This is a genomic window from Streptomyces sp. NPDC018000 (assembly GCF_044328025.1).
Lineage (GTDB): Bacteria > Actinomycetota > Actinomycetes > Streptomycetales > Streptomycetaceae > Streptomyces.
In genome coordinates this window covers 484,378-501,708 of sequence record NZ_JBIRGM010000003.1, presented here as the reverse complement: position 1 = coordinate 501,708, position 17,331 = coordinate 484,378, and the positions used below count along the sequence as shown (strand labels likewise).

Annotated in this window: 14 protein-coding genes and 1 pseudogene; 8 read left to right on the top strand and 7 right to left on the bottom strand. The window is 69.6% G+C overall.

Annotated elements, in window-relative coordinates:
• Positions 1-244: 244 nt before the first annotated feature.
• Positions 245-1,387: an NlpC/P60 family protein gene (locus ACH4EW_RS10750; protein ID WP_398254273.1), complete on the top strand. Its 1,143-nt coding sequence runs from the start codon at positions 245-247 to the stop codon at positions 1,385-1,387.
• 82 nt (positions 1,388-1,469) lie between these two features.
• On the opposite strand, the gene ACH4EW_RS10745 is transcribed toward ACH4EW_RS10750, so the two are convergent.
• The 5 genes from ACH4EW_RS10745 to ACH4EW_RS10725 form a co-directional block, all read right to left on the bottom strand.
• Positions 1,470-2,717: a styrene monooxygenase/indole monooxygenase family protein gene (locus tag ACH4EW_RS10745; RefSeq protein ID WP_398254270.1), complete on the bottom strand. Its 1,248-nt coding sequence runs from the start codon at positions 2,715-2,717 to the stop codon at positions 1,470-1,472.
• A 227-nt stretch (positions 2,718-2,944) separates the two neighbouring features.
• Entirely contained in the window at positions 2,945-3,595 is a 651-nt protein-coding gene (locus tag ACH4EW_RS10740) for a GTP-binding protein (RefSeq protein ID WP_398254268.1), read from the bottom strand.
• On the bottom strand, positions 3,576-3,989 hold the full coding sequence (locus ACH4EW_RS10735) for a DUF742 domain-containing protein (RefSeq protein WP_398254265.1): 414 nt from the start codon (positions 3,987-3,989) through the stop codon (positions 3,576-3,578). The genes ACH4EW_RS10740 and ACH4EW_RS10735 overlap by 20 nt, the downstream gene beginning before the upstream one ends.
• Positions 3,986-4,465: a roadblock/LC7 domain-containing protein gene (locus tag ACH4EW_RS10730; RefSeq protein ID WP_398254263.1), complete on the bottom strand. Its 480-nt coding sequence runs from the start codon at positions 4,463-4,465 to the stop codon at positions 3,986-3,988. Before ACH4EW_RS10730 ends, ACH4EW_RS10735 begins: the two co-directional genes overlap by 4 nt.
• Entirely contained in the window at positions 4,462-7,398 is a 2,937-nt protein-coding gene (locus ACH4EW_RS10725) for a nitrate- and nitrite sensing domain-containing protein (RefSeq protein ID WP_398254796.1), read from the bottom strand. Before ACH4EW_RS10725 ends, ACH4EW_RS10730 begins: the two co-directional genes overlap by 4 nt.
• Before the next feature lie 365 nt (positions 7,399-7,763).
• Between ACH4EW_RS10725 and ACH4EW_RS10720 the strand changes: the two genes are divergently transcribed.
• A complete protein-coding gene (locus ACH4EW_RS10720) occupies positions 7,764-8,549 on the top strand; it encodes a protein phosphatase 2C domain-containing protein (RefSeq protein ID WP_398254260.1) in 786 nt (261 codons plus the stop codon).
• Positions 8,550-8,583: 34 nt separating this feature from the next.
• Here ACH4EW_RS10720 and ACH4EW_RS10715 read toward each other — a convergent pair whose 3' ends face one another.
• Positions 8,584-9,081, bottom strand: a complete 498-nt coding sequence (locus ACH4EW_RS10715; RefSeq protein ID WP_398254258.1) for a MarR family winged helix-turn-helix transcriptional regulator — start codon at positions 9,079-9,081, stop codon at positions 8,584-8,586.
• 231 nt (positions 9,082-9,312) lie between these two features.
• On the opposite strand from ACH4EW_RS10715, the gene ACH4EW_RS10710 reads away from it, so the two are divergent.
• Both ACH4EW_RS10710 and ACH4EW_RS10705 read left to right on the top strand, forming a co-directional pair.
• On the top strand, positions 9,313-10,170 hold the full coding sequence (locus ACH4EW_RS10710; protein ID WP_398254256.1) for a lysozyme: 858 nt from the start codon (positions 9,313-9,315) through the stop codon (positions 10,168-10,170).
• A 224-nt stretch (positions 10,171-10,394) separates the two neighbouring features.
• Positions 10,395-11,153 (top strand): polysaccharide deacetylase family protein, encoded by a 759-nt coding sequence (locus tag ACH4EW_RS10705; RefSeq protein ID WP_398254794.1) that lies wholly within the window; start codon positions 10,395-10,397, stop codon positions 11,151-11,153.
• 123 nt (positions 11,154-11,276) lie between these two features.
• On the opposite strand, the gene lon is transcribed toward ACH4EW_RS10705, so the two are convergent.
• Complete coding sequence (gene lon, locus ACH4EW_RS10700) at positions 11,277-13,709, bottom strand: endopeptidase La (protein ID WP_398254254.1); 2,433 nt, start codon at positions 13,707-13,709, stop codon at positions 11,277-11,279.
• A gap of 220 nt (positions 13,710-13,929) precedes the next feature.
• Between lon and ACH4EW_RS10695 the strand changes: the two are divergent.
• The 4 genes and pseudogenes from ACH4EW_RS10695 to ACH4EW_RS10680 form a co-directional block, all read left to right on the top strand.
• Positions 13,930-14,343, top strand: a pseudogene (locus tag ACH4EW_RS10695) (nucleotidyltransferase); the annotation flags it as partial.
• A gap of 147 nt (positions 14,344-14,490) precedes the next feature.
• Positions 14,491-15,183, top strand: coding sequence for a spermidine synthase (locus ACH4EW_RS10690; protein ID WP_398254252.1), 693 nt, complete (start codon positions 14,491-14,493; stop codon positions 15,181-15,183).
• 226 nt (positions 15,184-15,409) lie between these two features.
• Positions 15,410-16,147, top strand: a complete 738-nt coding sequence (locus ACH4EW_RS10685; protein WP_398254249.1) for a response regulator transcription factor — start codon at positions 15,410-15,412, stop codon at positions 16,145-16,147.
• Positions 16,144-17,220, top strand: coding sequence for an ATP-binding protein (locus ACH4EW_RS10680; protein WP_398254247.1), 1,077 nt, complete (start codon positions 16,144-16,146; stop codon positions 17,218-17,220). The genes ACH4EW_RS10685 and ACH4EW_RS10680 overlap by 4 nt, the downstream gene beginning before the upstream one ends.
• The last annotated feature ends 111 nt before the right edge of the window (positions 17,221-17,331 follow it).

Below are 17,331 nucleotides of genomic sequence, written 5' to 3'. Positions count from 1 at the left end.
GCGTTCCCGGTCGCCTGACGACCTCGCCCTGGCCCAGGGCGTGTTTCGAAAGTCCCGTCTGGCCGGGGCGGACGACGCTACTTTCGAAAAACGCCCTGGCCGCCCGACCGCCGCCTTCCGGGCGAACACGTCTGCCGCCATGCCGTGCGGTTCTTGCCTGTCACGACATCGAGTGACCGTATTGAGCCGTTGCGCTCACTCATGGGGTAGTCCCGGGATTCGCCCCGTCACCGGAGGTGATGTCATGTCAGGCGGAGTCCTGCGAACGGTCTGCACCGCGTCCCTGGCCGTGCTCGTCGTAACCTCGCCGGCAGCAGCCGCACCCGTGGCCACGGGGACGAAGGCGAAGGCGAACAAAAGCGTCGCCCAGCTGCTGACCGAGCTGCAGAAGCTGTACCAGCAGGCCGAGGAGGCCACCGAGACGTACAACAGGACCGCGGCGGAGCTGAAGAAGCGCAAGGCGCAGGCGAAGAAGCTGGACGCCTCCCTCGTCACCGCCCGTACCGCGCTGTCCGAAAGCCGTGACGACGCGGGGCAGTTGGCGCGTGAGCAGTACCAGGGGCATTCCGACATCTCCTCGTACATGCAGCTTCTGCTGGCCCGCGATCCCGAGCACTTCCTGAACCAGGAGCATGTGATCCGGCATGCGGCGGCCGGGCGGGCGGCGACCGTGAAGCGGCTCACCGACGCCGAGAAGCGCGCCGACGACCTGGCGACCGAGTCCCGCAAGGTGCTGGACCGGCAGCGGGTCCTGGCCGCCAGGCAGAAGAAGCAGCGGGACGCGGTGCAGTCGCGGCTGGAGGCTGTCGAGGCGAAGCTGGCCACACTCTCCGGCACGCAGCTCGCCGAGCTGTCCCGGCTGGAACAGCAGGGCATGACGAAGGTTCAGAGCGCCCTGGCAGCCTCCGGGTCCCTGTCCTCGACCAGGTCTCCGTCCCGGGCGGGCGGCGAGGCGGTCGAGTACGCGATCCGGCAGGTCGGCAAGCCGTACGTGTGGGGCGCCGAGGGGCCGGACTCGTTCGACTGCTCGGGGCTCACCTCGCAGGCCTGGGCGAAGGCGGGCCGCTTCATTCCGCGGACCTCGCAGGAGCAGTGGCGACAGCTGCCGAAGGTGCCGCTGAACGCACTGCGTCCGGGCGACCTGGTGATCTACTTCCCGAAGGCCACTCATGTTGCGCTGTACATCGGCAACGGCCAGGTGGTGCAGGCGCCACGGCCCGGCTCGCAGGTGAAGGTCTCGCCGGTGGCGTCGAATCCGCTGCTGGGTGCCGTACGGCCGGATCCGCGGAGCGCGCCGCTCTCCGCGTACACGCCGCCACAGCTCCCGCAGGGAGCGTCCTCGGGCTCGGACGCGGGGTACAGCTCGTCGTCGGCGCCCCAGCATTAGGCAGCCGGTCCGTGACATCCGCACATGACAGTCGGGCCGAGTGCCGTCGGATTCCCGACGGGACCCGGCCCGACTGCTGCGGTCAGGCGGCCTGTGCCGCCCCGGACACCTCGGCCAGGTACGCGTCGGTCTTCTCCGGGTCGAAGAAGAAGTTCTCGAAGTCCGCCGGATTGTTGAAGCCGTTGGCGAAGCGGTTGGCGACCGGCTGGAGCCGGCCCGCGGCGCCGATCAGGTTCAGCACGTGCTCCGGCGGTACGCCGAGCATCGCGTTGGTCCACTTCACGACGTGCTGCGCGATGTCCCAGTAACGGTCGAACGTGGCCTGCATCCAGTCCGCGTCGAACTCCCGGTCGCCGTGCTCGATGATCGACTCCAGGTACGTGTTGGCGCACTTGGAGGCCGAGTTGGAGCCCTGACCGGTGACCGGGTCGTTGGCGACGACGACGTCCGCCACGCCGAGCACCAGACCGCCGCTGGGCAGCCGGCCGATCGGCTTGCGGACGGTCGGGGCGTAGCGGCCCGCCAGGGTGCCGTTGGCGTCGGTCAGTTCGACCTTGGTGGCGCGGGCGTACTCCCACGGCGTGAACCGCTCCATCAGCTCCAGCGTCTTGGCGAGGTGCTCGGAGGGGTCCTTGATGTCCCGGAACACGTCGAGCGGGCCGCCCGGGATGCCCTCCCAGAACAGGATGTCGGCACGGCCGGACGTGGTCAGGGTCGGCATCACGAAGAGCTCGCCGACGCCGGGGACCAGGTTGCAGCGGACCGCGTCGAAATCGGGGTGCTCGGGGCGCGGGCCCATGCCGTGGACGTATGCGACGGCCAGGGCACGCTGCGGGGCGTCGAACGGCGAACGGGACGCGTCCCGGCCGAACATGGAGACCAGCTCGCCCTTGCCCGCGGAGACCATCACCAGGTCGTAGGCGCGGGAGAAGTAGTCCAGGTCGGAGACGGCGGCACCGTGGATGACGAGCTGTCCGCCGCGCTGGGCGAAGGTCTCCATCCAGCCGGCCATCTTCACGCGCTGGTCGACGGACTGGGCGTAGCCGTTCAGCTTTCCGACCCAGTCGACGGCGCGCGACGAGTCGGGCGCGGCGACCGAGACGCCGAGGCCCTCGATGCGCGGGGCCTGGGACTCCCAGAAGTTGAGCTGGTAGTCACGCTCGTGCTGGAGCGCGGTGTGGAACATGCACTGCGTCGACATGACCCGGCCGGAGCGGACCTCGTCGGAGGTGCGGTTGGACATCAGGGTGACTTCGTACCCTTTGGACTGCAGTCCGAGGGCGAGCTGGAGACCGGACTGACCGGCTCCGACTATGAGTATCTTCCGCATCGCGGTTCTCCGTTACGTATTGCGTGCAAGCCAGGAGGGTGTTGAAGATCTTGGCCGGATCGGGGAGCGGCGTTCGGTGCGCGCAGCTGCGAGAAGCCCGGATGGCCTCTGATGGGGCCTCCCCTGCTCCTTGAGAGCCTGAGGGAAGGAGCGACCAAGCCGTTTCGGCAACGCCGCAGATGTGCGTGCCGGGCGTCGCGAGCCCGGACGAGATCTTCGGCGCCTTCCTATGCCGGGCTGGCGTCGAGGGCGTGGCCGACGAGGGCCAGCAGCGACTCGACGACGGTGTTCCTGTTACGCGCGTCCATGATCACAACAGGCACGTGCGGAGGCACGGTCAGGGCCTCCCGGACGTCCTCCGCCTCGTACCCCGGTGTTCCCTCGAAGTGGTTGACGGCGACGATGTACGGCAGGCCGCAGCTCTCGAAGTAGTCGAGTGCGGGGAAGCAGTCGGCGAGCCGTCGGGTGTCGGCGAGCACGACCGCTCCGATCGCGCCGCGCACCAGGTCGTCCCACATGAACCAGAAGCGCTGCTGGCCCGGTGTGCCGAACACGTACAGCACGAGGTCGTCGGCGAGCGTGAGCCGGCCGAAGTCCATCGCGACGGTCGTGGTGACCTTGTCGGGCGTCGCGGAGAGATCGTCGGTCTCCTCGCTGGCCTGGGTCATCATCGCTTCGGTCTTCAGCGGGGTGATCTCGGAGACCGCCCCCACGAAGGTGGTCTTGCCCACGCCGAACCCGCCCGCGACCACGATCTTCGTGGCGATGGGGGCCCTGGTGCGGTCCAGCTGCCAGGCCTGCAGCGATTCTTCGGCCTGGTCCTTGGCCTCCGGCCGGCGCGGGGCGAAGAGCGGCGACTCAGAGACGGCGGAGTCCATCGAGCACCCTTTCGAGCAGTGCGCGGTCGGGCTGGCCGGTGCCGTGACCGGTCCCGTACACGCGGATCTTTCCCTGGTCGGCCAAGTCGCTGAGCAGCACCCGGACCACGCCGAGCGGGATCTTCAACAGGGCGGAGATCTCGGCGACCGTACGCATCCGGCGGCAGATTTCCACGATGGCCTGGAGCTCCGGCATGACACGGATGGCCAGGTTGCCGTTGGTCAGCTCGCGGCGCTCCTCGGGCGCTTCGATCGCGGCGACGAACGTCTCGACGAGCAGGACGTGACCGGAGCGGGTGCGACCGCCGGTGAGCGAGTACGGGCGGACACGTGCCGGCCTTCGGTCGGACCCGCGGACGGGGAGCTTGGGGGCGGGTCCAACAGCGGGCGTCACTGGGCGCTCTCCATCGATTTGCGCAGTTCACTGCGGAGTTCGGGGGTGAGTACGTGTCCGGCTCGGCCGACGAAAAGTGCCATGTGGTAGGCGATCACGCTCATGTCGCAGTCCGGGGTGGCGTGCACACCGAGCAGCGAGCCGTCGCTGATCGACATGACGAAGACGCTGCCCTCGTCCATGGCCACCATGGTCTGCTTGACGCCGCCGCCGTCCATCAGCTTGGCGGCGCCGATGGTGAGGCTGCCGATGCCGGAGACGATGGTGGCCAGGTCGGCGCTGGAGCCCTTGGGGCCGTCCTGCCCACCGGCGTCCTGAGCGGTCAGATGGCCGGGGTCGGAGGAGAGCAGCATCAGCCCGTCGGACGAGACAACGGTGACCGAGTGGACCCCTGGCACCTCCTCCACCAGATTGCTCAGCAACCAGTGAAGGTTCCGGGCCTCGGTACTCATCCCCAATGTGCTGGGCGCAGTCACCTGCGTGCCTCCTCGACTGTGTCCCCCGTCTCATCGGTTCGGCCGTCGCTACGGTCGGCCGGCTCACTGTGCTCGGTGAGCGCGGAGCGCCCGGCGGGTGCGGGGGCCCCGGGGAACGGCTGGGTCGCCGTGGTCTCGGCGATCTCGGCCTCGACGTCCCGACGGCCGTCCTTCGCGCCCTGGTGGAAGCCGCCGAGCCGACTGCGCAGCACCTCCTTGTCCAGGCTTCCCTTGCGCTCGGTTCCGGGTGCCTCGGTGGGCTTGGCGATCTTGGGGGTGCGCTTGGGCAGCCCCTTGTCCGTGATGCGCTCCTCCTGTGGCTGCGTGTGCTGCTCCGGCTGCCGGGGGCCTGGCAGGGCTTCGGCGACGGGCGCGGGGGCCGTCGTCGGCGCGGTGTACGGCTCCGGGGACTCGTCGACGGTGCGCTCGTGACGGTCGGGGCCGATGGTGTACGGGTCGGGCGCCGTGGACTCCGGGGCGTCCGCGGGCTTCGGAACCACCGGGAGCCGTACCTGCATCGTGGTCTCGGTCTCGGCCTCGGCCTCGGCAGCGACCGGAGCGGGGGCGGGGACGTGGCCCGCCGCGTGCCCGTGCCCGTGCTCGGACTCGGGCTCGGAAGCGGCCCCCGGCACGGGCTCGGAAGCGGCCTCGGACTCGCGGATGGTCCGCTCGGCCGCGGCGATCAGCGGGTCGCCGGGCTGGGCGAGCGTACGCCCCGGCAGTGCGTTGGAGTTGGCCTCGGCGGACGACTCCGGCAAGTTCGGCGCGGGCGCGTCCCCGGGAATCTTCACGGGCGGCGGTGTGGCGTCCGATGGGCCCTTCGGCAGCATGGTCTGGGGCAGGACGACGACCGCCGTGACCCCCCCACTGCCCTTGTGGTCGCGCAGCTGGACCCGTACGCCGTGGCGCGCGGCCAGCAGGGAGGTGACCTGGAGGCCGAGCCCGGCCCCGTCCGCACTCTGCTCCCCCGCCTCGAACAACGTGGGGTCGGCGAGCCGGGTGTTGAGCTCGCCCATCCGTACGGCGGACATCCCGATGCCCTCGTCCTGGACGGAGAGCATCACCTCTCCGGTCTCCATCAGCCAGCCCGAGAGCTGGACCTGGGTGTCCGGCGGCGAGAAGGAGGTCGCGTTCTCCAGGAGTTCGGCGACGAGGTGGCTGAGGTCGTCCGCGGCGAAACCGGCGATCTGGGCGTGCGGCGGCAGGGACTGGATGGTGACCTGCTCGTACCGCTCGATCTCGGAGACGGCCGCACGCAACACGTCGACCAGCGGGATCGAGCCCGCGTGCCCGTGGCCGTGCTCGGCGCCCGCGAGGACCAGCATGTTCTCGCTGTGGCGGCGCATGACCGTGGCCATGTGATCGAGCTTGAAGAGGGTGGCCAGCCGCTCCGGGTCGTCTTCCCGCTCCTCCAGGCTCTCGATGACACCGAGTTGGCGCTCGACGAGGCCGAGGTTGCGCAGCGAGAGGTTGACGAAGGTGTGGTGGACCGTGTTCTTCAGCCGCTCCAGCTGGGCGGTGAGGTCGGAGGTCATGACCTGGAGTTCGGCGCGCTGGACGCTGAGGGCCTCGCGTCCGGCGATCAGCTCGGCACGCTCGGTCTCCAGGTTCTCGAAGCGGCCGTTGAACTCGTGGAGCAGACCGTGCAGCTTGCCGTGCAGGGCGTTGATGGACCGTACGGCCTGGGCGAACTCGTCGTTGCGGCCGGTGTAGCGGACCGGCTCGGCGGTGGCGGGTTCCGCGGCGAGGCGGGCTGCACCGATCCGCAGGACGGCGAGCGGCTGGGTGAGGGTGCGGGCCACGGCGGTGGAGACGCCGACGGCGATCAGCAGACAGCCGCCGAGCAGCGCGATCCGCAGTTCGAGCGCGGTGACGTCGTCGTCGCGCAGCTGCTCCAGGCGCTGGACCTGTGCGGTGCCGAGGGCGGACTCGACGCTCCGCATCCGGTCGATCCGGGCGGAGAGTGCCGCCTCGACCTTCTTGCTGTCGGCCTGCTGGTCGGTTCCCGACAGCTCGGGGCGGTCGGTGAGGGAGTTGAGGTACTTCTCCGCGCTGTTGACCTCGGGCCCGGTGACGGTGGACGACAGCTTGTCGCGGGCGGTGGAGCCCGCGGCCTGGTCGAAGTCGGCGAGTGAGGAGAGTTCGCCGACCCGGGCCTGCTGGGCGGCGGCGCTCAGCTCGTCACGGGTGCGGTCGTCCTTGCTGCCGCCCTCGCCCTGGGTCTGGAGGGGCAGCCCGGTGGCCGGGTCGATCTCCGGGGTCGTGGCCTCGTGGGGCACGGAGAGCGCGGCGACCAGCAGTCCGCGGGTGGCGGAGGCCCGTTCGGTGGCCTGGCCGAGGGCGAGCGGGGCCCGGGTGGACTCCGCGATGCGCGGCGGGGTCTTCTCGGCGAGCTCGTCGGCGAGGTCGTGGAGCTTGGCGATGACCTCGGAGTACGCCTGATGGGCCTCCAGCGCGGTGCCCTTGCCGCTGAGCGCGTCGCGGCGCAGGGAGGGAATCCTGGAGAGGTCCCGGCGCAGTGCGGCCGGGGCCGCGTCTCTGATCTCGTCCACCTGCTGGTCGACGCGGGCACTGCGGCTGCCGGGGTCGCCCTTGCCTTCCGCCTTGGGGCCGGACTCCTCGTCTCGGCCGGCCGCGATGTAGGCGGTGACCTCGTCACGCTCGTCCGCGAGGGCGTGGGCGAGCGCGATGGCCTGCTGGTTCAGCTCGGCGAGCGTGACCAGCCGCTGCGACTCGTTCAGGTCGGCGGAAGCGCTGAGGACCGCGGGCGTGCCCGCCGCGATGACGGTGATACCGACGACCGCGACACCGGCAACCAGCCGACTGCGTACGCGCACGCTGCGCCTGGTGCCCTCGCTCTCGGCGGGTGCCGGAGGCGTAACCCCGGAACCGCTGTGCTTGTTGCCCTTGCTCCGAGGCCGCTTCTTCTGCACCGGTGCTCGCATTCTTGACTCGTCCGCCCTTGAAGCAGAGGTGACGCACGGTCACATGTGAACGAGCGCCCCGACCCCTGGTACGGCTTCCGACCATTCCAGTGCTTTTGAGAGGGGGGCACACATCAACCACTCCGCCACCTGAACGAGTGAACATCACTCCGGAGTTGACAAACAACTCTCCCCCCGGGGCGCGTCCGGCACACCTGGACCGTCGGTTGGAACTTCCGCCCAGGCTTTGGCAGGATGCCCACCCGCACGCCGCACGGAGCCTTTCCTTCCGCTCCTGGCATCCGCCTGACCTGCTGATGCGGGCCAATCCTGGGCAGCGCAGGGCTCGTGAAGGCGTCGTGCAGACTGGCTGTATGCGAATCGAACTCGCCACCGTCGCCGGTAGCGCCGAACGGCCGAACGAGGACTGGGCCGCCACCGCCCTGCCCGCTTCCGGCCGGGGTGGGACGCTGATCCTGCTCGACGGAGTGACTCCGCCTCGGGGTGACGACGGTTGTGTGCACTCGGTCCCCTGGTTCACCGCACGGCTGGGTGGCACACTGATCGAACTGTCTGGTTCGCGACGGGATCTGACCCTCCAGGAGATCCTGGCCGAATCCATCCGGCACACCGCCGATGCACACCGCACCCTGTGTGACCTTTCTCACGCGAGGACGCCGCAGGCGACCGTGGTCATGGCGCGCTGGGACGAACGCGAGATCGAACACTTGGTGCTCTCCGATTCCGTACTGCTGTTCGAGGCACCGGACGGGACCGTGCGCCCTCTCCTGGACGACCGGCTGGACCGTCTGCCGCCGGGCTCGCTGGCCGACGAAGCGATCACCGACGCACAGGTACGCAACAAGGAGGGCGGCTTCTTCACCGCCGCCGCCGACCCCTCCGTGGCGGCCCGCGCGGTCACCGGGCGCACCCCGCTCGGCCAGGTACGGGTGGTGGCCGCGATGACCGACGGGGCGGCCCGCTGGACCGAGATGTTCCGCGAGGGCGACTGGGCGGACTGCCTCGAGGTGCTCCGGAAAGAAGGCGCACAGGGACTGATCGACCGCGTCCGGGCACTGGAGGACGCGGACAGGGAGCGCACATGCCTGCGCCGCGGCAAGACCCATGACGACGCGACGGCGGTCTACGCGGTGCTGTGACGGCCCACCGGGAGAGGCGGGCCGGCGCGGGGCGTCAGTCCTCGGCTCGGGCGTTCAAGTGATGCAGCAGCCGGGCCAGTTCGGCCACCTCGGCCCGGTCCCAGTCGGCGAGCTTGCGCGCATAGCGGTCGCGGCGGGCGTCGCGGACGCTGCGATAGCGGGCCAGGCCGTCGGCGGTGAGGTGGACGAGGGCGGCCCGGCCGTCGGCCGGATCGGGCTCGCGCGCCACCAGTCCGAGGCCCTCCAGGGCGCGCAGTTGACGGCTCATGGTCGCCTTGCCGACCCCGAAGTAGGCCGCGAGATCGGTGGCCCGCTGCTGTCCGGCCGACTCCAGCCGTACGAGAAGTCCGTACGCGGCAGCCTCGAGTTCGGGGTGCACCTCGCGCGCCATTTCCCCGGAGCTGGCGCGCGCACGGCGCAGAAAGACGGCCAACTCCCGCTCCAGCGCTAGGAATGCGTGGTCCACACCATTTTCTCCGGTCGCGCCGGGTTCACTACCGCTTTCGCTCCCGTGCACGTCAACACCCCTCATAAGCTTTCCCGACACTGAAAGTTACTTTCTCCGCTGGTCATCGCCGCAGCTTGGCCAGTATTTCGCAGGCATAGACCAACGGCAGTGTCACGCCCCCCTTCCGCGGCACGGGTCTACGTGCGTAGCGTCATGCATGGCATGTTCACACCATGACATGCCGACAGGGGTTCGTTCACCCGACGCCCCCCTGGGATCAGCACGTCCCCCCACCAAGTCCTCGGAGGCACTCACATGCCGGTGCTCAGATCCAGAACCGGAACATCGCGTCGCCCACGCTTCGCCGCAGCCGGAACTCTGCTCGCAGCCCTCTCCCTACTCCTCACCCTGCCCGGCGCGGCGAGCGCCGCAGGCACCCACGACACCGCCGCAGCGGCCAAGAAGCCCGCGCGCGGCACGGCCACGATGGGCATGGGCGTCGTCGCCCATGACGGCCAGGGCGGACTGCCGCGTGACACCCGCGCCGTCCAGACCGAAGGCGTGGACGTCAGCGGCCACCAGGGCAACGTCGACTGGGCGACGCTCTGGAACAGCGGCGTGAAGTGGGCCTACGTCAAGGCCACAGAAGGGACGTACTTCACGAACCCCTCCTTCGCGCAGCAGTACAACGGCTCATACAACATCGGCATGATCCGGGGTGCGTACCACTTCGCCACCCCGGACACCACGAGCGGCGCCACACAGGCCAACTACTTCGTGGACCACGGCGGCGGCTGGTCCAGGGACGGCAAGACCCTGCCCGGCGTGCTCGACATCGAGTGGAACCCGTACGGCAACCAGTGCTACGGGAAGAGCCAGTCGGCCATGGTGTCCTGGATCCGCGACTTCGTGAACACCTACAAGGCACGCACCGGACGCGACGCGGTCATCTACACCTCGACCAGCTGGTGGACGACCTGCACCGGCAACAATGCGAGCTTCGGCGCCACCAACCCGCTGTGGGTGGCCCGCTACAACAGCACGGTCGGTGAACTCCCGGCCGGCTGGGGCTACTACACGATGTGGCAGTACACCGAGTCCGGCCCGTACGTGGGCGACCACAACCGCTTCAACGGCGCCTACGACCGCGTACAGGCTCTCGCCAACGGCTGAGCCGACCCGTGCCGCACCCACCCGGTCCGGCGCTTCGCACAACAGAGCCCTGGCGACCCGGTCGCCGGGGCTCTGCCCCGTTCGTGCCCCCTGACGAGGCATTCCGCCCTCCGAGCCGACAACGAAGACCCTCTATACACCCGGCGTATACACCGTATGTATAGTCCTTCTCTGCCGCACGCCGTGCGCCTTGTTCAGCTACGGAGGAGTGACCCGCCTTGTCCATGAAGACGAAGTCGATCGGTACCGGGTTGGCCGCCGCTCTTGTGACGGCACTCACCCTGACGCTGAGCGGCTGCTCCATGCAGACCACCGCACCGGCCTCCGCGCGCGGCGACGCGGGCTCCGACGCCAAGGGCTCATTCGGCCCGGTGGACTGCCGCAAGGCGAAGTGCATAGCCCTGACCTTCGACGCGGGACCCGGCAAGGACACCCCGCACCTGCTGGACATCCTCAAGGAGAAGAAGGTGCACGCGACCTTCTTCCTGCTGGGCAAGTACCACGTCAAGAAGCACCCCGACACCGTGCGCAGGCTCGCCGTCGAGGGGCACGAGGTGGCCAACCACACCTGGACCCACGAGATCCTGACGGACCGTGAGCCCGCCGAGATACGCGCCGAGCTGGAGAAGACGCAGGACGCGATAGCGGAGATCACCGGCAAGAAGCCGCGCCTGATGCGCCCGCCGCAGGGCCGTACCGACGACACCGTCTCGGACATCAGCAAGGACCTGGGGCTCTCCCAGATCCTGTGGAGTGCGACCGCCAAGGACTACTCCACGACCGACTCGGCGCTGATCAAGAAGCGCATCCTGGACCAGGCGAGCCGGGACGGCATCATCCTGCTGCACGACATCTACAAGGGGACGGTTCCCGCCGTGCCGGGCATCATCGACGCGCTGAAGGAGGAGGGCTACACCTTCGTCACCGTCCCTCAGCTGATGGCGCCCGCGGAGCCGGTCCCGGGGACCATCTACCGCCCTTGAGCCGTGCGGCCCGAAGCGTGGGAACGCCCGGCGCACACGGAACGGCCCGCCCACCCGTCGCCGGGGAGGCGGGCCGCCCGTACCGGTCGCGCACGTGGTACCACGCCCGTCACGCCATGGCGCCTACGCCGCGGCCGGGATCCTCTCCTCGGTCCTGGCCGCGGAGGCCGGGGCGAGGGTGATCTCCAGCACCTGGCGGACGTCGGTCACCGGATGGACCTCCAGGGCATCGAGAACCTCGGCCGGGACATCGTCCAGGTCGGCCTCGTTCCGCTTCGGGATCACCACGGTGGTGATCCCCGCCCGGTGCGCGGCCAGCAGCTTCTGCTTCAGGCCGCCGATCGGCAGCACCCGCCCGGTCAGCGAGACCTCACCGGTCATCGCCACATCGGTACGGACCAGCCGTCCGGAGAGCAGCGAGGCCAGCGCCGTCGTCATGGTGATGCCGGCGCTGGGGCCGTCCTTCGGAACCGCGCCCGCCGGGAAGTGGATGTGCACGCCGCGGTCCTTCAGATCCGCGACCGGCAGCTCCTGCTCCGCGCCGTGCGACCGCAGGAAGCTCAACGCGATCTGCGCGGACTCCTTCATGACGTCGCCGAGCTGGCCGGTGAGGGTCAGTCCGGACGCCCCGGTCTCCGGGTCGGCCAGCGACGCCTCCACGAACAGCACGTCACCACCGGCACCGGTCACCGCGAGCCCGGTGGCCACGCCCGGCACCGCGGTGCGGCGCTCGGCCGGGTCCTGAGCGGACTCCGGGACGTGGTGCGGACGTCCGATCAGACCGCGCAGATCCGCTTCGGTGACCGCGAACGGCAGTTCCCGGTCGCCCAGTTCGTGCTGAGCCGCCACCTTGCGGAGCAGCCGGGCGACGGCCCGCTCCAGGTTTCGTACGCCCGCCTCACGGGTGTACTCGCCGGCCAGCTTGCGCAGCGCGGACTCGTCGAGCGTCACCTCGTCCTTCTCCAGACCGGCCCGCTCCAGCTGGCGCGGCAGCAGGTGGTCACGGGCGATGACGACCTTCTCGTCCTCGGTGTAGCCGTCGAGCCTGACCAGCTCCATGCGGTCGAGCAGGGCCTCCGGAATGGCTTCGAGCACATTGGCCGTCGCCAGGAAGACGACATCGCTGAGGTCGAGTTCGACCTCCAGGTAGTGGTCGCGGAAGGTGTGGTTCTGCGCCGGGTCGAGGACTTCGAGGAGGGCGGCGGCCGGATCGCCCCGGAAGTCGGAGCCGACCTTGTCGATCTCGTCGAGCAGGACGACCGGGTTCATCGAACCGGCCTCCTTGATGGCCCGGACGATACGTCCCGGCAGGGCACCGACGTAGGTACGCCGGTGGCCGCGGATCTCCGCCTCGTCCCGCACACCGCCGAGCGCCACGCGGACGAACCTGCGCCCCATGGCGTGTGCGACGGATTCACCGAGCGAGGTCTTGCCCACGCCCGGAGGACCCACCAGCGCCAGCACGGCACCGCCGCGCCGCCCGCCGACGACCCCGAGACCGCGGTCGGAACGCCGTTTGCGTACCGCCAGGTACTCGGTGATCCGCTCCTTCACGTCCCTAAGGCCCGCGTGCTCGGCGTCGAGGATCTCCTGGGCGCCGCGGATGTCGTACGCGTCCTCGGTCCGCTCGGTCCACGGCAGTTCGAGGACGGTGTCGAGCCAGGTCCTGATCCAGGAGCCCTCAGGGCTCTGGTCGGAGGAACGCTCCAGCTTGTCGACCTCCTTGAGCGCCGCCTCGCGGACGTTCTCGGGAAGACCGGCGGCCTCGACACGCGCCCGGTAGTCGTCGGACTCGTCCGCGCCGGAGCCAGGACCGCCGTTGAGATCGGCGAGCTCCTTGCGTACGGCTTCGAGCTGGCGCCGCAGCAGGAATTCGCGCTGCTGCTTGTCGACGCCCTCCTGGACGTCCTTGGCGATGGACTCGGCGACGTCCTGCTCGGCAAGGTGTTCACGGAGCCACTGGATGGCGAGCTTCAGCCGGGCGACCGCGTCCACGGTCTCCAGGAGCTGCACCTTCTGGTCAGTGGTGAGGAAGGGTGAGTATCCGGAGTTGTCGGCGAGCGCGGAGATGTCCTCGATCTGCTGGACCCGGTCCACGACCTGCCAGGCGCCGCGCTTCTTCAGCCAGCTGGTGGCGAGTGCCTTGTACTCCTTGACCAGCTCCGCGGCGGCTCCGGGCAGTGGATCGGGGACGACCGCGTCCACCCGCGTCCCCTCCACCCAGAGCGCGACACCCGGTCCGCTGGTCCCGGCCCCGATCCGGACCCGGCCACGGCCGCGGATGAGCGCGCCCGGGTCCCCGCCCGAAAGCCGTCCGACCTGTTCGACGGTGCCGATGACACCGGTGCCGGTGTACGCCCCGTCGATCCGCGGCACAAGAAGCACCTCGGGCTTGCCGCCGCCCTCGCGGGCCGCTGCCTGTGCGGCTTCCACGGCGGCACGTACATCGGTGTCGGACAGGTCCAGAGGCACCACCATCCCGGGCAGGACGACCTCGTCGTCGAGCGGCAGCACGGGCAGGGCGAGCGGAGTGACCGCATTGGGCTGGCTAGCCATAATCTCCCCTTCGGCATTCAAGTTGAGTTATCCAGACTCAATGCTCCTGAGCCAGCCATTGTTCCCCGGCGCCGTTCGCTGCGAGCGATCGGACCGGCGACACCCTTGGGCGGCGGACAGGAACGGCGGGGGCAGGTCAGAGCGTGCCCGTAGCGGGAAACCGCGTACGCATCCGCTTTGATCCGACGCCTCGGAGCCTTTGGTCCGGCGCGACATCGAGGACCTCGCCGTGCAGCTTCCGCGCTACCGCCCCACCCCGCTGCTCGCCCGCGAGACCAACGGCGACCTGGTCCTCTCGCTCCCGCGCTGGCACAGGCGAGCCGCCGAGGCCACCACGGACACCGAGCGCCTGAGCCTCAGCCGCGGCGCCGCCCGCCGCATCGTCCGCACGGGCTTCACGCTGGTCATGCCTCAGTGGGGCGGCTGGACCAGCGATCTGGCGGAGTCCGCCGAGGTGTTCGCCCGCTACTACCCGGACCATCCGGAGCGGATCGAGCAGATGCGGGTGGCCGCGCGCACGGGCCGCACCCCCTCCGCCGACCCGGCCGTCCTCACGATGCTCATCGACGATCTGGCGCCCTGGCTGGCAGCCGAGTATCTCGCAGTGCACGGCGAGAAGGCCCCACGCCCCTGACCGCCGCTCCCGTGACCGCACACACTCCCCCGGACAGATCAGATAGATCGGATGGATCGGGCAGATCCGGCAATCCGTTGGCCTTCAGCCGCGTCGAGCGGCCAGGATGGCAGGGACTGTGTCCGCCATCCACCGGAGATCCGCGCCATGCTCGACAGCCACGGCCCCGAACGCCTCGCCCCCGTCACGCTCGACCGCCGCGAAGGCCCGTACGGCGAGGTCGTTCTGCGGGAGCGGGGGGACGACTTCGAGATCATCGCCAATGGGTGCTTTCTCATGGACACCTCCGACGGGCGTTCCGAGCGGCTGCTGATCGACGCGGCGCTGGCCGCACTGCCCGCCGACCGGGCAGCACCGGCGGTGCTCATCGGGGGTCTCGGGGTCGGGTTCTCGCTCGTCCGGGCCGCCGCCGAGCCGCGGTGGGGGCGGATCGCCGTCGTCGAGCGGGAGCAGGCGATCGTGGACTGGCATCTTGAGGGGCCGCTGGCCGGGATCTCCGGTGCGGCGCTCGCCGATCCGCGGACCGCGATCCTGACGACCGATCTCATTGCGTACTTGCATACGACTACGGACCGTTACGACGCCCTGTGTCTGGACATCGACAACGGACCGGACTGGACCGTCACCGAGGACAACACGAGCCTGTACTCCCCCGCCGGTCTGGCGGACTGCCGGGAGCGGCTGACACCGGGCGGCGTTCTCGCGGTGTGGTCCGCCCAACCATCCGCCGACTTCGAACAAGCCTTGCGGAATGCCGGATTCAGCGGGGTAAGGACTGAAGAGGTAAGTGTTGCCCGAGGTGTTCCCGACGTGGTTCATCTCGCACTTCGAACAGTCTGAAACCGCCTGCCGGGCGCGCTCGGCCCCCAAAAGCCCCGGGGCTGAGCGCCACAAGGCCGACGCACCGTCACTTCGTCGTGTCCAAGCCGCTATACCCTGCGTAGCCGAGAGCCGTCCGCTGCCTTTACGCTGCTGACCGGTAACGGGATTCACACCCATGTAATCCACAAGCGAAGACCGTGCCTCCGGGGGAATGACCCCCGTGAGAGCGGGCAGGGGCGGGGCGATGGAACAGACACACACCACCCACAACGGTGTCGCAGCCACGCCGGGCGCGCAGCGCCGGGTGCTGGTGGTCGAGGACGACGTCACGATCGTCGATGCCATTTCCGCCCGGCTACGGGCCGAGGGGTTTCTGGTGCAGACCGCACTCGACGGGCCCGCGGCCGTGGACGCGGCGGAGGCGTGGCAGCCCGATCTGATGGTGCTCGACATCATGCTCCCCGGCTTCGACGGCCTGGAGGTCTGCCGCCGAGTACAGGCCCAGCGGCCGGTGCCGGTGCTGATGCTGACCGCCAGGGACGACGAGACCGACATGCTGGTCGGCCTCGGGGTCGGCGCCGACGACTACATGACCAAGCCGTTCTCGATGCGCGAGCTGGCAGCGCGGGTGCACGTCCTGCTGCGCCGGGTCGAGCGTGCGGCGCTGGCCGCGGTGACACCGCGCAGCGGCATACTGCGCCTCGGCGAGCTGGAGATCGATCACGCGCAGCGCCGGGTCCGGGTGCGCGCCGAGGACGTCCACCTCACGCCGACCGAGTTCGATCTGCTGGTCTGCCTGGCCAATACCCCACGCGCGGTGCTCTCCCGGGAGCAGTTGCTGGCCGAGGTCTGGGACTGGGCGGACGCCTCCGGCACCCGTACCGTCGACAGCCACATCAAGGCGCTGCGCCGGAAGATCGGTGCGGAGCGGATCCGTACCGTGCACGGGGTCGGCTACGCCCTGGAGACCCTGTCGCCATGACCCGGCCCGGTCCCGGACTGCGCCCTTTCTCGGTCAAGGCCAAACTGGGCACGCTCGTGGTGGTCTCGGTGTTCATCACCACCGGGCTGCTGATGGTGGCCCTGCGTACCAGAACCGAGTTCCGCTTCATCACGGTGTTCTCGATGATCGCGACCCTGCTGATCACCCAGTTCGTGGCGCACGGTCTGACGGCGCCGCTGGACGAGATGACGACCGTGGCCCGGTCGATATCGCACGGTGACTACACCAGACGGGTGAGCGGCGCCGACCGGCGTGACGAACTCGGCGATCTGGCCCAGACGATCAACCGCATGGCGGACGATCTGGAGGCCGTGGACCGGAACCGCAAGGAGCTGGTGGCCAATGTGTCGCATGAGCTACGGACACCCATCGCGGCACTGAGAGCCGTGCTGGAGAACGTCGTGGACGGGGTGTCCTCGGCCGATCCGGAGACCATGCGTACGGCGCTGCAGCAGACCGAGCGGCTCGGCAGGCTGGTGGAGACGCTGCTGGACCTGTCCCGCCTGGACAACGGGGTCGTCACACTGAAGGCCCGCCGTTTCGAGGTGTGGCCGTATCTGTCGGGTGTGCTGAAGGAGGCGAACCTCGCCGCCTCGCACCGCCGGCTGCCTTCCGGTTCCGGGAATCACACCCGCAAGGACGTGCATCTGCATCTGGATGTGTCGCCGCCCGAGCTGACCGCGCACGCGGATACGGAACGGCTGCACCAGGTGGTGGCCAATCTGGTCGACAACGCCGTCAAGCACAGCCCGCCGCACGGCCGGGTCACCGTGCTGGCCCGGCGCGGGGCCGGACCGGAGTCCCTGGCACTGGAGATTCTGGACGAGGGCCCGGGCATTCCTGAGTCCGAGAGGCACCGGGTCTTCGAGCGTTTCAACCGCGGCCAGGTACCGTCCCCGCACGGTCCGGGCAGTGACGGCGGTACGGGCCTGGGCCTGGCGATCGCCCGCTGGGCGGTGGATCTGCACGGTGGACGAATCGGCGTGGCCGAATCTGCTCGCGGCTGCCGCATCCAGGTCACTCTTCCGGGGATTCGAACACCGCAAGGTTGACATAAGGTTCGAACCGGAAGGGCACGTTCTGCGTGTCCCGTTCAAGAGGTACGGTCCAGGGGGCCGTAACCGCGGTCCCGCGTGCCCGAAGCGAAGCGGAACCATGCTTGT

What these genes read in the sequence shown, in the direction of transcription:
- ACH4EW_RS10750 (WP_398254273.1), top strand. Translation starts at nt 245, where the DNA reads ATGTCAGGCGGAGTCCTGCGAACGGTCTGCACCGCGTCCCTGGCCGTG.
- ACH4EW_RS10745 (WP_398254270.1), bottom strand. Translation starts at nt 2,717, where the DNA reads ATGCGGAAGATACTCATAGTCGGAGCCGGTCAGTCCGGTCTCCAGCTC.
- ACH4EW_RS10740 (WP_398254268.1), bottom strand. Translation starts at nt 3,595, where the DNA reads ATGGACTCCGCCGTCTCTGAGTCGCCGCTCTTCGCCCCGCGCCGGCCG.
- ACH4EW_RS10720 (WP_398254260.1), top strand. Translation starts at nt 7,764, where the DNA reads ATGCGAATCGAACTCGCCACCGTCGCCGGTAGCGCCGAACGGCCGAAC.
- ACH4EW_RS10715 (WP_398254258.1), bottom strand. Translation starts at nt 9,081, where the DNA reads ATGAGGGGTGTTGACGTGCACGGGAGCGAAAGCGGTAGTGAACCCGGC.
- ACH4EW_RS10710 (WP_398254256.1), top strand. Translation starts at nt 9,313, where the DNA reads ATGCCGGTGCTCAGATCCAGAACCGGAACATCGCGTCGCCCACGCTTC.
- ACH4EW_RS10705 (WP_398254794.1), top strand. Translation starts at nt 10,395, where the DNA reads ATGAAGACGAAGTCGATCGGTACCGGGTTGGCCGCCGCTCTTGTGACG.
- lon (WP_398254254.1), bottom strand. Translation starts at nt 13,709, where the DNA reads ATGGCTAGCCAGCCCAATGCGGTCACTCCGCTCGCCCTGCCCGTGCTG.
- ACH4EW_RS10690 (WP_398254252.1), top strand. Translation starts at nt 14,491, where the DNA reads ATGCTCGACAGCCACGGCCCCGAACGCCTCGCCCCCGTCACGCTCGAC.
- ACH4EW_RS10685 (WP_398254249.1), top strand. Translation starts at nt 15,410, where the DNA reads ATGGAACAGACACACACCACCCACAACGGTGTCGCAGCCACGCCGGGC.
- ACH4EW_RS10680 (WP_398254247.1), top strand. Translation starts at nt 16,144, where the DNA reads ATGACCCGGCCCGGTCCCGGACTGCGCCCTTTCTCGGTCAAGGCCAAA.